Source organism: Micromonospora sp. CPCC 206060, assembly GCF_036906895.1.
GTDB lineage: Bacteria > Actinomycetota > Actinomycetes > Mycobacteriales > Micromonosporaceae > Micromonospora.
In genome coordinates, this window is sequence record NZ_JBAKHU010000033.1 from 38682 (window position 1) to 53459 (window position 14778).

The 14778-nt window shown below is 72.2% G+C and carries 14 protein-coding genes and 2 pseudogenes; 8 read left to right on the forward strand and 8 right to left on the reverse strand.

Annotated features, from left to right (window positions below):
• Positions 1-96 precede the first annotated feature (96 nt).
• Positions 97-1539 (forward strand): hypothetical protein, encoded by a 1443-nt coding sequence (locus V6U90_RS20290; RefSeq protein WP_334438813.1) that lies wholly within the window; start codon positions 97-99, stop codon positions 1537-1539.
• 13 nt (positions 1540-1552) lie between these two features.
• On the opposite strand, the gene V6U90_RS20295 is transcribed toward V6U90_RS20290, so the two are convergent.
• Positions 1553-2185, reverse strand: a complete 633-nt coding sequence (locus V6U90_RS20295; RefSeq protein ID WP_442933630.1) for a DUF4291 domain-containing protein — start codon at positions 2183-2185, stop codon at positions 1553-1555.
• A gap of 96 nt (positions 2186-2281) precedes the next feature.
• On the opposite strand from V6U90_RS20295, the gene V6U90_RS20300 reads away from it, so the two are divergent.
• Positions 2282-2851, forward strand: coding sequence for a hypothetical protein (locus V6U90_RS20300; RefSeq protein ID WP_334438817.1), 570 nt, complete (start codon positions 2282-2284; stop codon positions 2849-2851).
• Here the strand turns inward: V6U90_RS20300 and smpB are convergent.
• A pseudogene (smpB, locus tag V6U90_RS20305) lies at positions 2820-3305 on the reverse strand (SsrA-binding protein SmpB); the annotation flags it as partial. The gene V6U90_RS20300 and the pseudogene smpB overlap by 32 nt on opposite strands.
• 91 nt (positions 3306-3396) lie before the next feature.
• Here smpB and V6U90_RS20310 point away from each other — a divergent pair.
• Positions 3397-3570, forward strand: a complete 174-nt coding sequence (locus V6U90_RS20310) for a hypothetical protein (protein WP_334438819.1) — start codon at positions 3397-3399, stop codon at positions 3568-3570.
• Between the two features lie 28 nt (positions 3571-3598).
• Here the strand turns inward: V6U90_RS20310 and V6U90_RS20315 are convergent, their stop codons facing one another.
• A complete protein-coding gene (locus V6U90_RS20315) occupies positions 3599-3988 on the reverse strand; it encodes a hypothetical protein (protein WP_334438822.1) in 390 nt (129 codons plus the stop codon).
• Positions 3989-4018: 30 nt separating this feature from the next.
• Positions 4019-5242 carry an extracellular solute-binding protein gene (locus V6U90_RS20320; RefSeq protein WP_334438825.1) on the reverse strand — a complete coding sequence of 408 codons (1224 nt, stop codon included), beginning with the start codon at positions 5240-5242 and terminating at the stop codon, positions 4019-4021.
• A 430-nt stretch (positions 5243-5672) separates the two neighbouring features.
• Here V6U90_RS20320 and V6U90_RS20325 point away from each other — a divergent pair.
• From V6U90_RS20325 to V6U90_RS20335, 3 genes and pseudogenes are all read left to right on the forward strand, one after another.
• Positions 5673-5759 (forward strand): annotated as a pseudogene (locus V6U90_RS20325) (TIGR02452 family protein); the annotation flags it as partial.
• A gap of 82 nt (positions 5760-5841) precedes the next feature.
• A complete protein-coding gene (locus V6U90_RS20330; protein ID WP_334438827.1) occupies positions 5842-6408 on the forward strand; it encodes a TIGR02452 family protein in 567 nt (188 codons plus the stop codon).
• A gap of 254 nt (positions 6409-6662) precedes the next feature.
• Entirely contained in the window at positions 6663-7802 is a 1140-nt protein-coding gene (locus V6U90_RS20335) for a hypothetical protein (RefSeq protein WP_334438830.1), read from the forward strand.
• 181 nt (positions 7803-7983) lie between these two features.
• Here the strand turns inward: V6U90_RS20335 and clpX are convergent, their stop codons facing one another.
• Entirely contained in the window at positions 7984-9300 is a 1317-nt protein-coding gene (gene clpX / locus V6U90_RS20340) for an ATP-dependent Clp protease ATP-binding subunit ClpX (protein ID WP_334438833.1), read from the reverse strand.
• Positions 9301-9572: 272 nt separating this feature from the next.
• Here clpX and V6U90_RS20345 point away from each other — a divergent pair, with 272 nt between their 5' ends.
• Positions 9573-10673 (forward strand): TetR/AcrR family transcriptional regulator, encoded by a 1101-nt coding sequence (locus V6U90_RS20345; RefSeq protein WP_334438835.1) that lies wholly within the window; start codon positions 9573-9575, stop codon positions 10671-10673.
• A 15-nt stretch (positions 10674-10688) separates the two neighbouring features.
• Entirely contained in the window at positions 10689-11147 is a 459-nt protein-coding gene (locus tag V6U90_RS20350) for a hypothetical protein (RefSeq protein ID WP_334438838.1), read from the forward strand.
• Between the two features lie 107 nt (positions 11148-11254).
• Here V6U90_RS20350 and V6U90_RS20355 read toward each other — a convergent pair whose 3' ends face one another.
• From V6U90_RS20355 to V6U90_RS20365, 3 genes are read right to left on the reverse strand one after another with little or no spacing between them, the layout of a single operon-like run.
• Positions 11255-12859 (reverse strand): hypothetical protein, encoded by a 1605-nt coding sequence (locus V6U90_RS20355; protein WP_334438841.1) that lies wholly within the window; start codon positions 12857-12859, stop codon positions 11255-11257.
• A 7-nt stretch (positions 12860-12866) separates the two neighbouring features.
• Positions 12867-14555: a serine/threonine-protein kinase gene (locus tag V6U90_RS20360; RefSeq protein WP_334438845.1), complete on the reverse strand. Its 1689-nt coding sequence runs from the start codon at positions 14553-14555 to the stop codon at positions 12867-12869.
• Positions 14552-14683: a hypothetical protein gene (locus V6U90_RS20365; RefSeq protein ID WP_334438848.1), complete on the reverse strand. Its 132-nt coding sequence runs from the start codon at positions 14681-14683 to the stop codon at positions 14552-14554. The genes V6U90_RS20360 and V6U90_RS20365 overlap by 4 nt, the downstream gene beginning before the upstream one ends.
• Between the last annotated feature and the right edge of the window lie 95 nt (positions 14684-14778).

Consider the following 14778-nt stretch of genomic DNA (forward strand, 5'->3'; position numbering starts at 1 on the left):
CACAATTCTGCGGTGCTGCGTGCATTCCGCAATTCCAGGATCGCTGATCCTGATTCACTTCCCTCACCGGCTGGTTCCCGCCGACGGAATTCTGCCGTGCAATTCTTCGAATCGGTGGAGACGCTGCTCTCGGGTCCGGTCACCGACGGGCCGACAACCACCCCGCACAACGACACCGGTGCGCTGGGCTGGGGGCTCTCCTGGCGGATGCACGCCTATCTGCTGATGGCCGAGGCGACCGGTGACCCGGGCTTCGCCCGCCGGCTGGCGCGGATGGCCGACGGCGTCATCGCCGCCCGGGACCACCTCCGGGGCGTCCGCGAGCACCGGGGCCTCAGCCTGCCGGTGTGGAGTTCGGCCGGCCCGTACACCGTGGCCACCGCGATCATCCCCGACGGCACGGGCGTCGACGCCCTGCACGTCCACCTCTGCCCGCCGCACACCGCCGACGCGGTGGTCGAGGTGACCCCGGCCGGCGACAGCCGGTTCGACCTCACCGTCAACCGGGCCGGTGGCCGCCCGCCGATCCTGCTGGCGCAGCTCAGCCTGGACCCGGACGACCCCCGGCGGGCCGACCGCGTCGCCTACCTCCAGCACCGGCCGGCGACGCCGGTGACCGTGGACCTGCCCGTCGCGTCCGGCCCGCCCGCCGGTGACCGCCGACCCCGTCCCGGCCGCTACCCGTGCCGGCCGGCCCGGGTCGCCCTGGCCGCGCAGACCGGAATGATCACCTACCCACTCGCCGGCCTGGCCCGGCTGGCCCGGGAACGACCGGACGCCGTACCGGACGACGTCGCCGGCCGCGTCGACGACTACCTGGCCGTGGTGCACGAGGCCCTCGCCGTACACGACCACCAGTGGCGGGTCTCCGCCGAGGGCGACGCCCACTACACCTGGCTGCCCGACGAGCCGGTGTCGTTCGCCGGCGCCGAGTTACCCACCAACGAGTTCCTCGCGGTCGGCCGGACGCTGATCCAGCTCGCCGCGGTCACCGGCGACCGCTGCTACGTCGACCGTGCGACGGCCCTGGCCCACACCCTGCGCCGGCAGTTCCAGCCGCAGGGCGACGCGCTGGTCTGGCCCTACTGGCCGTCGTTCGGTCGGGTCCACCAGGGCTGGACGCGGACCGGCGACCCGGCCGGTGACGGCTCCCGCTACCGGCCGGAGTTCCACGCCGTGCCCAAGGCCGAGGACGTCACCCACGCCCTGATCGACATCGACTTCGCGGTGCTGTACCGGTCGACGCCGCAGTTGCCCGAGGTCTTCACCGACGCCGATCTGCGGGCGCTGGGGCGCACCTTCACCCGGCACGTCCACTTCCGCCGACTCGGCCTGCGGCCCACCGTCCGGCACGATGTCAGCGGTCACGGCCGGGCGGGTACGCCCCGGCACGAGGCACACGTCGCGGGCTGGTTGCCGCTGCGCCGGTGGGAGCCCACGGTTAACCGGGGGGTCGGCGCCGTCCACCGGTACCGGCGGTCGGTACCGGCGATGGGGGTCGACGCGTACTGCGCCGCGCTGCTCGCCCGCTGGAGCTGAGCCGGGCCGTGGTCTACCCGGCCTGCGGGTCGGTAACCGTCGGGTCCGCCGGCAGCCCGGCACCCCACGCACCGGCCACAACGGGGTACGGCCGCTCGACCGGGAGCAGGTCGGTGGCGGCCACCAGGTCACCGGCCACGACCAGCCGGTGGATCTCCCGGCACCGGTCGGTGACGTCGGTGATCGTGACGGCCCACTCGTCGACGTACCGGTGCACCGCCGGACCAGAGAGCCCGACCTGGATGGCCCGGTGCGGCAGCGGTCGCAGGTGCAGGTCCCGCTCCGGATCCCACTGCACGCGCACCGGCGCGCGCAGACCCGCCCGCCACTGCGCCCGGTCGGCGTGGACCGCCGGCTCATAGCTGCTCAGGGCACCGTTGGCCAGCGCCCACTCGAACCCCGCGCGTCGGATCCGGACCGCCAGTACCCGTTCCTGGCCGGGCTTGCCGGCCCAGCCGCTGCGGTACATCATCCAGCGAAACGACGGCTTGATCCAGGTCATCCGGTCCCGTTTGAACCCGGCACCGAACCGCCCGTCGCGCACCGCCGCCTCGGCGATCACAGGGCTGTACGCCTGGTACACGGTGATGCTGTCCGCGTCGAAGCTGGCGCGGATCTGCCGGTGCGGAACGACTGTCACCGCCAGGACGGTAGCGGCGGGGCCTGCCGGTCGGCGAGCGATTTCACGGCCGGTCTCCCGTCCTTCCCGGTTCTGTCGGCCCGCCTCCGTACCATCCCCGGCATGCCGACTCTGGAGATCACTTTGAACGCCCGCCTGCGCCCGCTCGACCGTGGCGAGGTCTACGAGGACCCGCTGCAGGAGGTGCTGGAGGCCCGGGCGCCGGGCAGCGAGATCGTCGGCGGCGGCACGATGATGAGCCCCGACGGTGAGCCGCTGTCCTGCGACGTGGCCATCGACCTCGCCGGTGACTCCGAGGCCGGGCTGGCTCTGGTCGTCGACGTGTTGCAGCAGCTCGGCGCGCCCCGGGGCTCGACCGCTCGGCTCGGCGACAACGGGCCGGTGGTCTTCGGGCTCAGCGAGGGTGTCGGGCTCTACCTCAACGGCACCGACCTGCCCGAGCAGGTGTACGCCGAGTCCGACATCAACGAGCTGATCGGGCAGCTCATCGCACGGCTGGGGGAGCGCGGTGGGATGCACTCCTACTGGCAGGGCCCCCGGGAGACCGCGCTCTACTTCTACGGGCCCTCGGCCCGGGAGATGGCGGAGCTGATGCGGGAGGTGCTGGACACCCACCCGTTGGCGCAGCGCAGCCGGCTGGTCAGCCTGACCGACCCGGACGCCGCCCTTTGAGACGCCGACCCAGCTCGCGGGCGATCTCCCGGTTGGCGTCCCGCTCGGCCAGGGCCTGCCGCTTGTCGTAGGACTTCCGGCCCCGGGCGAGACCCAGTTCGACCTTCGCCCAGCCGTCGGCGAAATACAGCGACAGCGGCACCAGGGTCAACCCACCCTCGCGGAGCCGGTCCAGGATCCGGTCGATCTCCACCCGGTTGAGCAGCAGCTTGCGGGTCCGGCGCGGCTGGTGGTTGGTCCAGCTTCCGAAGCCGTACTCGGCGATGTGCAGCCCATGCAGCATCAGTTCGCGGTCGTGTTCCTGGGCGAACGCGTCGACCAGGGACACCCGGCCGGCGCGCAGCGACTTGACCTCGGTGCCGACCAGCACCAGGCCCGCCTCGTACGTCTTGAGGATCGTGTAGTCGTGCTGCGCCCTCCGGTTGGAGGCGACGAGCTGACGACCGGTCTGCCTGGCCGCGACGACCTCCCGAACTCGTGGTCCTGCCGGCCCACCCTACCCGGGATGGATCAGTCCCGGTCGGGGGTGAACCGGCAGCAGGTTCGTGGATGCCCGGCCGACGGTCGAGATCCCGGACTTCACCGTCGCCCGGTGCGGGTACGACACCGCGGTAATCCACACCCCGATCCGGCGGGCACAGCGGGCGCTCGACCAGGGTGGAAACCTCGCCCGGCAACTGGCCAGCTGGCCGGAGGACCGGCCGGACACCGGAACGTGACCGCCCCGGCGGACCCGGCCGGTGGTGGTCAGCCCGGTCCCTGGCCCTGCCAGTCGGCCCCGGCGCCGGCGGCGGCCGGTGGGTCCGGGGCGGTGCCGGGGGCCGGACCGGGCGCCGGATTTTGGGGCGGATCCTGCGGTGGCGCCACCGTCGCCTGGTATGACCGCCAGGTCAACCAGAGGGCGACCATACCGGCCACCGCCGCCGCCACGCTGGCGAGCTGGTCCGCCAGCGACGGGCCCAGCGCCATCACCAGGATCATCAGGACGAGGGTGGCGAGCAGGCCGAGCGCCACGGTACGGGCCCGGGTCTTGGCGGGACTGTCGCTCCAACTGTGCAGCAGCGTGCCGATGGTGAGTTCCACCAGGATGATGCCGGCCATCACGAAGACCGGCATCTGCCACGGATCGATTCTCATCGTGCTGTCCTTCCCCGTGTCCGTCCCCGGTCAGGAGAGCGTCCTGCGGATCTCCACCGCGAACTCCGGCGTCAGCTCCCTGCCGTCGTGCAGCAACGCGTTGGCGTGATCGCGGACGAGTTTGGCGAACGCCCGGTAGTTGGGGTGGACCGGCCGGGACCGGGACCCCTCCACCGCCTCCCGGACCCTGATCAGGTGCGGGATCACCGCCCGCAGGTTCGCGTCGCCGTACGCGCTGATCCGGGTCGGGGTCAGGCCGTGCGCGGCGAGGATCTTCTGGGCCGGGTCGTCGGTGAGGAACTCCACGAACTCCCGGGCCCGGTCGGCGTGCGGTGACCGGGCGACGATGGCCAGACTCTGACCGCCGAGGATGCCGACCGGCAGTGGTTCGACCTGGATCCGACCGTTCCGCACGTCGGGGTCGCCGGCCTGTTGCAACTCGCGGTACTTCACCGGCCAGTTCCGCATGTACCGCAGCCGGTTGTCGACGAAGCTGTTGAGGCTGTCCGTCTCGTCGCCGGAGAGCCGTACCCGTCGGTCGGCGATCGCGGCCCGCAGCGGCGCCAAGGCGAGCTGCCAGCGTTCCAGGTCGTCGGAGACCGTGCCGTCGCGGTCGATGAGGTCCGGGGCGCGGGACAACGCGTGTTCCAGCACGTTGACCACGAACGCCTCGTCGTAGGTGGACGCGTTGGGCTGCAACTGGGCCACGAACTGCTGCGAGCCGTCGGCGATCTCCTCGTCGAGGGTCCGGGCCAGTCCGTGGCTGGCGGTGTCGCGCTCGTCGGCGCGGCGCCGGAAGAGCATGCCCACGTCGGTGTTGAACGGCGCGGCCCAGTACAGGTCGGGATCGTTGGCCACCTGGCTGACCCGGCGGGCGGGCTCGATGAACTGGAGGCTGTCGGCCAGCGGGATCGGGGTGATGAGGTGCTGCCGGGCGAACTCCGGTACGTCGATGATGTCGAGGTTGACGATGTCCGCCTCGCCGGCCCGGGCCTTGCTGAGCATGCTCGTCCGTTCGTCACCGGAACCGCTGGTGATCGGGTTGACCAGGCGGATGGTCGTCCTCGGGTGGGCCCGGTTCCACAGGTCGATCAGCAGGTCCCGGGCGCCGGTCGGATCCGCGCCGCTGATCATCCGCAGCTCGACCGAGGGAAGCGACCGCCCGCCCGGCAGCAGGTAGACCGCCCCGGCGGAGAGCGTCCCGCAGGCCAGTACCCCACTCAGAAAGGAGCGTCGGGAATAGTGATCCGCCATCGAGCGTGATCTCCTTCGACCTGGTTCGATCCCGGACGGGACGGCTGACAGGCTGGTCCAGGATACGACGCGTAGCCATGGAATTAGCAGAATGTTCACCGTGATCCGCTGGTGAGATGCGTGGTGTCGTGGTATGTGATCCGTCGCCCCCGGTGGTTCTGCCCGTGCCGCACCAGGTCAGCGCCGCCGTCGACTGCCGCCGTCGACTGCCGCCGTCGACTGCCGGTGTCGCTCCGGCCGGTGCGGGACGGCAGCGGTACGGATAATCGGCTGGCCCGGTGTACCGGGGGCTGTCTAGCCTGCGGGACATGCGACGTCCAGACAACCCCTCCCGGTGGGTCGCCCGGTGAGCGGCCGGCTCCGGGAGATCGCCCGGCAGACGGTGGCCATCGTCGGGGCCGGGCGCTATCCCGACAGCAGTGGTGCCGAGGTGGTGATCGGTCCGGCGGTGCGCGCGGCGGTCGACGGTACCCGGCACTACCCGCCGGACGCGGTGTTGCCGGCCGGTGGCGCGGTTACCGGCCCGGCCCGGATCGACGTGACGTACGAGTCGACGTTGATGGCGGCGCGCCGGCTGGGGCCGGGGGACGGCGTGTCTGGTGTTCGCGTCGGCGAAGAACCCGGGCGGCGGGTTCCTGGGCGGCGCGAAGGCCCAGGAGGAGAGCATCGCCCGGTCCTCCGCGCTCTACCCGTGTCTGCTGGCCGCGCCGGACTTCTACGCGTTCCACCGGGCCCAGGGGGACCTGCGCTACAGCGACCGGGTCATCATCAGCCCGGATGTCCCGGTCATCCGTGACGACCAGGGCCGGCTGCTCGATGAGCCGTACCGGACGACGTTCCTGACCACAGCCGCCCCGAACCTCGGCGCGATCCGGCGTAACCAGCCCGAGCACGTCGACGACGTACCGGCGGCGCTGGTCCGACGGGCGCGGCGGGTGCTGGCGGTGGCCGCCGTGCACGGCTGCCGCCAACTCGTGCTCGGGGCGTGGGGCTGCGGGGTGTTCCGCAACGATCCGGCGACGGTGGCGGAAGCGTTCGCCGACGCATTGGCTGCCGTCGACCGGTTCGACCGGGTGGTCATCGCCATCCGGGACGGGCTACCAGGCACCCCGGTGTACGCCGCGTTCCTGGCCCGCTTCGCCGGATCGACGACGCCGACCGGCTGACCCTCCAAAGAGGGACCGACTCCGACCGTCCCGGCCGGACACCGGCGCAGGCGTACCGCACCATCGAACCACTGACCGGCCGCTTCCGTCCGCCGCCGGCGCCCGGCCGCCGGTGACCCGCCGGCCGGGCAGGGAGGCTGACGCGTCCCCAATCCGTGTACCGCGCCGATCTCCGGGACCGTCGGCGCGGTACACGGATTGACGTACATGAGATTCTAACTGTTAAGTATCCGAACCGTTCCCGGGAGGTCGCCGTGCGACGATCCGTACTGCTGGTCACGGTCCTGCTCACGCTCGTCGCGACCGCCCCACCGGCCGGCGCAGGCGCCGTCCCCGCCCCGGTCGGCGGGACGGGAACGGTCACCGCCCCGACCGCGCCCGGCACCCGGGCGGCGACCCCGGTGCAGATCTACGGCGCATGGCACTGCGGCAACGACTTCTGCACCTGGGGTACGGTCCGCACCGTCGCCGAGTTCGACAGCCAGAACCACTGGCTGATCGACCGGGGTGACGGCCGGCCCTCGGTGAACCTCGTCGTGCTCAGCTTCGTCAACCCGCTCGCGCTGCTGCGCGGGACCACCGACGCGACAACCCTGGACGGGGTACCCCGGGGAATGACCCCGGAGATCGTCGACTACTTCACCTCCCGGGGCATCCGGGTGATGCTCTCCATCGGCGGGATCACCTACACCGACGACTGGGACGCCGCCCTCGCCGAGAACCCGACCCTGTTCGGGCAGCGGGCCGCCGCCGTGGCCAGCCGGCTCGGCGTCGGTATCGAGATCGACTACGAGCAGAACACCGACCCGAACCTGCCCGCGCTCCAGCAGTTCATCGACGCCTACCGGGCCGTCCACCCGTACGACGCGACCGGCGCCCGGCCCGCGGCGCGGCTCACCATCGATGTCGCCGCCGGCGACCGCTGGCTCATCGCGCTGAACCGCAAGGCGACCGCCGACTGGCTGCGTACCGACACCCCGGTGCTGGACTACGCCAACGCGATGGTGACCGCCCGGCCCGCCTCGGCCACCAGTTCCCAGGAGAACTGGCAGGAGCACGTCGACGGCAAGCCGCAGTACAGCCCGCCGGTCCCGCCCCTGGCTCCGGCCAAGTTCACCGGAGGCGTCTACATCGCCTACGGCGGTCGGGCGTTGCCGGAGTGCGTCGACTACGCCTCGTCCGTCCAGCGGGCCGCCGCACCCTATGTGCAGACCGTCGCGCCCAACGGCGCCGGGACCACCGCCGGCATGCTCGGGTTCATGTTCTGGGCCGCCGAACGCCCCTCCACCCGGGGTATCGGCACCGTGCCGCCGTACACCTGCGAGGGTGGTACCGGCGCGGGAGCCGCCGCGTTGGACATCCCGGTGCCCATGCCGCCGCTGCGACAGGGCTGACCCGGACGGGCCGTCCGCCGTGGTCGGGTCAGTGGTAAGACGGCCCGGCGTGGGTGGCGTTCGTCCTCGTGCTCCACGACTGCTCCGTCCCGGCGTGCCTGCTGGTCAGGTGCCGGGTCGAGCGGACCCGCACAGGCTAGCCGGCGGCCGTGCCGGTGGGGCGGAAACGGTGCCCGTGGCATCACCGGCTGTGCAGGCCGAACTCCCGACGTCGGGGGTTGACCGGTCCGTCCGCCGGTGGCTCACCGCTGACCTCGCGCGGTGCCACCGGCGACGGGTTGAGATGCTCGCGGACGGTCTGCTCGGTGACCACGACCTTTGTCACGTCATGCCGGCTGGGGATGTCGTACATGATCGGCCAGAGGACCTTCTCCATCACCGCCCGCAGGCCCCGGGCGCCGGTGCCGAGCAGGATGGCCTTGTCGACGATGGCCTCCAGGGCGGGCCGGGTGAACTCCAGTTCGACGTGGTCCATGTCGAACAGCTTCTGGTACTGCTTGACCAGTGCGTTGCGCGGTTCGGTGAGCGTCTTGAGCAGCGCCTCCCGGTCCAGGCTGGACACCCGCGCGATGACCGGGAGCCGGCCGATGAACTCCGGGATCAGGCCGAACTTGATGAGATCCTCCGGCATCACCCGGGCGAACATCTCCGCGTGGCCGACCGCCGCCGTGCTGACGATCTCCGCACCGAAACCGACCGCGCGTCGGCCGGTCCGCTTGCTGACGATCGTCTCCAGCCCGGCGAAGGCACCGGCCACGATGAACAGCACGTTCGTCGTGTCGATCTGGATGAACTCCTGCTGGGGGTGTTTCCGCCCGCCCTGCGGCGGCACCGAGGCGACCGTACCCTCCAGGATCTTGAGCAGCGCCTGCTGCACGCCCTCGCCGGAGACGTCCCGCGTGATCGACTGGCTCTCGCTCTTGCGGGCGATCTTGTCGATCTCGTCGATGTAGATGATACCGCTCTCGGCCCGCTTCACGTCGTAGTCGGCCGCCTGGATGAGCTTGAGCAGGATGTTCTCCACGTCCTCGCCGACGTACCCGGCCTCGGTGAGCGCGGTCGCGTCGGCGATCGCGAACGGTACGTTGAGCAGCCGGGCCAGGGTCTGGGCGAGGTAGGTCTTGCCGCACCCGGTCGGGCCGAGCAGCAGGATGTTGGACTTGGTGACCTCGACTGATTCGTTCCGGGTCTCCCGGTCTCCACCATGGATCCGCTTGTAGTGGTTGTAGACCGCCACGGCCAGCGACCGCTTGGCCCCCTCCTGCCCGATCACGTACTGGTCGAGGAAGCGGTGGATCTCCGCCGGCTTCGGCAACTCGTCGAGGTGCGTCTCGTCGGCGACGGTCAGCTCCTCCTCGATCAGCTCGTTGCACAGCTCGACGCACTCGTTGCAGATGTAGACCCCGGAGGGGCCGGCGATGAGTTTGCGTACCTGCTTCTGACTCTTGCCGCAGAACGAGCACTTCAGCAGGTCGCCGCCGTCGCCTATGCGTGCCATTGCCGTCGACCCGTCCCCTCCGTTGCGCCGCGGTGTGCCCCGTGACCGTCGTGGGCGCACCAGCCCGACTGTCCAGTGCGACCTGCGCACAGTAGTCGATCACCTGACGCTGGTGTCATACACGACAGCGTCACGGTCGGATAACTCTCGGTCAAGCGGTCGGTGTGGCCGTCCGGCGCGCCGTGCCTGATCGATCACAATCTGGATGATGTTATCATCCAGATGTTCAAGGCATCTGGATGGCCAGGTGTCGAGTGGTGGTAGGAGGGCGGATGGCCCGGCTCAGCAGGGCGGAGGCTCAGGAGCGCACCCGGGGCAAGATCCTGGCCGCCGCGCGCGTCGAGTTCACCGAACGCGGTTACCGGGCGGCCAGGATCGACGACATCGCGGCCCGGGCCGAGCTGACCCGCGGAGCCGTCTACTCCAACTTTCCCGGCAAACGGGCGCTCTACTTCGCGGTGCTGGCCGACCTCGCGGCGCAGGTGACGGTCCCGGCCCACGCCCGGCCCGGCGGTACCCCCAAGGCGGCCCTCGGCGCGTTCGCCCGCTCCTGGGTCACCCGGCTCCCACTCACCGACCACGACGTCGACCATGGGCCTGACCACCTCGGTCTGGGCCTGACCGCCGAGATCTTCGCCGACGAGCGGCTCCGCCGACCGTTCCGGCAACTGCTCAAACTGGACGCGCTACTGCTGGCGCTCGCGCTGGAGCAGCTCGCCCCGCCGGTGTCCGCCGCGCCGGTGCCGGTCGCCCGGCTGGTACGGCTGGCCGAGACCGTCCTCACCACCCTGCACGGAGCCAGTCAACTGGCCGCCACCGCGCCCGGCTTCGTCGAGCCCTTCGACGTGGTAAGCGCCTGCGAACAACTGGCCGGCCTCACCTTCAGCGACTGGTGGGCGCCGCCGCCGGTCGGCGCGACGAGCCGCCCGGTCGACGAGCCGTGGGCTCCACCGGCCGCCACCGATCCGGTCCGCGCCGAGCCGGTCCCCCTCCGGGAGGACGGTGTCGTGGTGTTTCTCGGGCTCGACCGGCTCGCCGCCGTGGAGGACGCGGTCCGGGCCGCCCCTGCCGGCACCCCGGTCAGCGCGGTGCTGGTCACGGGCGCGCCGGGCGAACTGGCGCCCCTGGCCCGGCTGGTCCTCCTCGACCTCGGCAACCACCTGCGCCAGTCGTTCCCCGGACCGGCCTGGCCACGGCTGCGTGTGGTCTGTGACGCCTCGGGTGACATCGCAACCGCCGCCGGAGTGCCGGTGGACGACGCCACGGAGACGGCGCTCCGCATCGACCGGGGTCGGGTCATCCGTCGGGCGGACGGCCCCGGCGCCGGGTACGCGCTGGCCCGGTCCGGCCAGCCGGCCCGGTCGTCCCGGTAGGGGAGGGCGGCGGGGATGTACGAGCCGGTCGCCGACGCGTGGTTGCGGTACCTGACGCTGGTGGATGCGACCGTGCCGGCGGATCCGGGCCGCTCGGTACGGGCTGCCGAGATCCACACCCGGTTCGGCCAGCTGGACCTGATCCTGAGCGGCATCACCACGCACCTGCCCGCCGGATCGCCCTACGGCGACGAGGCGGAACACCGGCGTGATCTTGCGACCTGGGACTGGGTCGCGATCCTGACCGACTCGTTCTACTTCTTCGGTTGGCGGTTGGTCGACCTGCTCAACGGGGCGGGCGGCGACCCCTTCCCCCGGCTGGCGCCGGTCCGGCCGGCCGGGCTGCTCGCGGTCCGGCACCGGTCGCTCGACCACCCCGAGTGGCAGAGCGGGTACTTCCGGCACGCCGGGGAACTCCGGGACGAGGCGGGCGTGAAGATCGAGCAGGCGATCGTGGCCCTGACGGCGGAGTAGGGGGCGGATCGCACCTCAGCGGCGGAGGAGACCGGGGGTGCCCCCCGGGCCGGGCGCTGGACCTGGCCGCCGCTTCGGGACGGCCCGGCGGCCGGTCACCCACCCGGTCAGCGTTGGCAGTTGTAGACGAAGCTCGTCGCCCCCTGCACCGGGGACGGGGTGGTGATGTTGATGGTGGCGGTCTCCCGGGTGGTACCCACCCCGCTGAACGACCACTTCAGGTGCAGGTTGACCGTCCGTTGACCTCGACCGACCTGCTCGGTGAGCAGGTTGCTCGGCGTGGCGCCGGTACGCAGCCACTGGTAGGTGATGGTGCCGGCCCGGCCGTTGGTCCGTACGGTCGCCACCACGTCGACCGTGATGTCACACCGGTTACCCGGTGGCTGCGGCACCGCGACGCTGACCGAGGTGACCTCCAGTGGGCTGAGCCGCTGCCACAGGTAGAGCCCGACCGCGGCGAGCAGGGCCAGGGTGAGCAGCGCCGACAGTACCGAGCTGACCACCCGCCACGCGGACCGGCGCGGGCGGGCCGGCTGGGGCGGTTGCGGACGCCAGGCCGGGGCGGTGGGCGGTGGCGGGACGCCCGGCCCGAAGCGGATCTCGCCTCCGGTCGGCGGTCCGGCCGGGCCGGTCGGCTCGTACCGGCCGGTGGGCCTCGCCCCGGCCGTCGCGGTGGGTACCCCGGCAGCCGTCGGGGCAGCCGGCGACGTCGCCGCCAGCAGGTCCGTCGGTTGCCCGTACTGCGCCGGTACGGATGATGGTGCGGGCTGCCCGATGACCGCAGTCGGGTCCGGGGTGGAGAGCCGTTGGGTCGGCTCGGCCGGTGGGGTGATCAGGTGGGTGGGTACGGCCTGGGTGGCGTCGGCCGGCGGGGTCGACAGTCGCTGGGTCGGCTCGGCCGGCGAGGTGATGCGCTGGGTCGGCTCGGCCGGCGGGGTCGACAGTCGCTGGGTCGGCTCGGCCGGTGCGGTGAGGTACGCCGTCGGCTCGGACCCGGCCGGTGCGGCGAGGTACGCCGCGACCGCGGCCACCAGAGGGGCCCGGTCGCGGAAGCCCGGCGGAAGCAGGGACGACTCGTCGCGCAGGGTGCGTACCGCAGCGGTCAGGTCGTGTTCGCCCTGCGCGGCGCAGCGCAGCAGCAGGTCGACGGCCGCCCCCGGCCGGCCCCACTGCCCGGTCAGCCAGCGGACCAGGTCCGCCCAGGCGCGCCGGTCCGTGGCCGGATCCCCCGGTACGCCGTGCAGCGCTGGCAGGAGCGCGGTTTCCACGAGGGTCACCGCACCGATGGCGGTGACCGTGACGGTCTGCCCGTGTACCGCGCCGTGACCGAGCCCGGCGGCGTGCAGCACGGCCAGTGACTGGGCGGTCTCGGCGGCGACGGCGGCCACGGCCCCGATGTCCATCGCGCCACCGGCGCCCTGGGCCAGGTCGATCAGGGTGGGCCGGGCCGGTCGGGGTGCCACCAGCCACAGGGCACCGTCGTGCCGGATCGGGTCGCCGGTGGCCGGCAGCCCGCTGTGGTGCAGGGCCGCCACGGCGTGGTTGGCGGTGGCGATCCGCTGGCTGGTACCCGGATCGGTGCCGGTCGGATGCAGGCGCAGCACACCCCGTTCGGCGCCGTCCGGTGCCACTGCCGGCCACCAGGTACCGCAGACACCGGCGCGGGCCGGGCCGGAGGGCCGGAGACCGGCCGGGAGAATCGTCTGGCTCATCCGCTGCCTAGCCGGGGGTGCAGTAGTTGTTGAGGGTCACGTAGATCACGGTGCCCGCGCCGACGTTACCGGCGGCGTCGAGTGCCTCCACCCGGACCGGGATCCGGGTGATGACCTTGGGGTACGGGAGGTTGCCCAGCACGCCATGGAAGACGCCACTGCGGCTGGGGAACATCGACACCGTGTTGGTCGCCCCGTTGAGCGTGTAGGTGAACCGGACCCGCAGCTTCTCCACCGGGGTCCGGTCGTCCTCCGCCGTCGCCGAGATCGTGCTGGACCGGGCCCCGTACGGGCAGGTGCCGGGCTCGATCACGGTCGGGCTCGCGGCGGACCTGCCGATCTTGGGTGGGCTGACGTCCGGGGGCGGCGGTGGGCTGGTGCTCGGCGACGGGCTGGGACTGCGGGTCGGTGTCCGGCTCGGCGTGGGGGTACGGCCCGGGGTGGTGGGGGTGTCCCCAACCGACGCGGTCGGTGCTGGCGGTGTCGCGGTCGGCACCGAGGTGGGCGTGGGCGGCAACGGTGGCGTCGGGTCGGCCGTCGTCGGGTCCACGGGCGCCGACGGGGTGTCCGTCACGACCGGTGCGTCCGTGTCCTTGGACGACTCGACCGGGTCCCCCTCCAGGGAGGCGTAGCTGAGCCCGAAGCCACCGGCCACCAGCAGCGCCACCAGGCCCCCGCCGACCAGTGCCTTCTGCGCCCCGCCCAGCCGCCGGCCACGCGGGGCGCCGAGGCCGGCCGTACCGGCACCCGGCCCGCCGAATCCGGAACTCTCGGTCAGCACGGTCTCGGCGACCGCGGTGCCACCGCCGGCCGGGTCGTTGAACGGGAAGAGCAGGGCCAGCAGCGCGGCCCGTTCGGCGAGCCGGCGCCGGCCGCGTTCCTCCCACTCCGGCCCGTACGCGGCGACCGCGGTCGCCTCCAGGATGTCCAGGAACGCCGCCGCCGGCTGCGGGCGTTCCTCGGGCCGTTTCGCCATCCCGCTGCGCAGCAGGTCGTGTACCGGCGGCGGTGCGGGGTCGGTCGGGATCGGCGCACTCGCGTGCTGGTCGCGCAGGACGATGATGCCCTGACCCTCGAAGGGCGGTCGACCGGTCAGACACTCGTAGAAGACCGCGGTCGCCGCGTAGATGTCGGAGGCGGGGGTGGCCGCCTGTCCGGTCCACTGCTCGGGAGCCATGTACCGGGGCGTACCGGTGACCGATGACCCGGCCTCCCGACCCACCGGCATGGCGATGCCGAAGTCCGCCAGCTTGCTGGTGCCCTCGGCGGTGACGAGCACGTTCTCCGGCTTGTAGTCCCGGTGCACCACGCCCCGGGAGTGCGCCGCGTGCAGACCCAGCAGCGAACCCTTGAGAACGTAGAGCGCGGACTCCGGGTCGGTCGGCCCGTTGGCCCGCAGCATCTGCCGTAGCGACACGCCGTTGACCAGTTCCATCACGATCGCCGCGCCCTGCGCCGACTCGACGTACTCGTAGAGCCGGGCCACGTTCGGGTCGTCGATCGTCGCGAGCAGTTCGGCCTCGCCCCGGAAGGCGTTGCGGAACGAGGCGTCCGCGCCGACGTCCCCGACCAGGTACTTGATCGCGGTCGGCGTACCGGTCGCGTCGTGTGTCGCGAGGACCACCCGTCCCGACGCGCCCGAACCGAGTTCGCGCAGATGGGTGTAGCCGGAGACCTGCCACCCGTTGACCGTCACTGCCCTGCCTCCACTGATCCGCCCCGCCCGGCCCGGACGGGGTCGACGGTGACGCTGGTCCCCGACACCAGCGGGCGCCGGGTCGGCAGCGGGGTGGCTGCGGTACCGGCGGCGTTGAGCGTACGCATCACCGGAGCCGGCGCGAATCGGCCGGTGCGTCCGGTAGTGGTGGGCGGATCGGTTACTGGCACAGGGCAACTGTTAGCAGAGCCGGACAACGCTC

Coding starts and splice junctions, on each gene's coding strand:
- V6U90_RS20300 (WP_334438817.1), top strand. CDS start 2,282: ATGCCGACTCTGGAGATCACTTTGAACGCCCGCCTGCGCCCGCTCGAC.
- V6U90_RS20315 (WP_334438822.1), bottom strand. CDS start 3,988: ATGAGAATCGATCCGTGGCAGATGCCGGTCTTCGTGATGGCCGGCATC.
- V6U90_RS20320 (WP_334438825.1), bottom strand. CDS start 5,242: ATGGCGGATCACTATTCCCGACGCTCCTTTCTGAGTGGGGTACTGGCC.
- clpX (WP_334438833.1), bottom strand. CDS start 9,300: ATGGCACGCATAGGCGACGGCGGCGACCTGCTGAAGTGCTCGTTCTGC.
- V6U90_RS20345 (WP_334438835.1), top strand. CDS start 9,573: ATGGCCCGGCTCAGCAGGGCGGAGGCTCAGGAGCGCACCCGGGGCAAG.
- V6U90_RS20350 (WP_334438838.1), top strand. CDS start 10,689: ATGTACGAGCCGGTCGCCGACGCGTGGTTGCGGTACCTGACGCTGGTG.
- V6U90_RS20355 (WP_334438841.1), bottom strand. CDS start 12,859: ATGAGCCAGACGATTCTCCCGGCCGGTCTCCGGCCCTCCGGCCCGGCC.
- V6U90_RS20365 (WP_334438848.1), bottom strand. CDS start 14,683: ATGCGTACGCTCAACGCCGCCGGTACCGCAGCCACCCCGCTGCCGACC.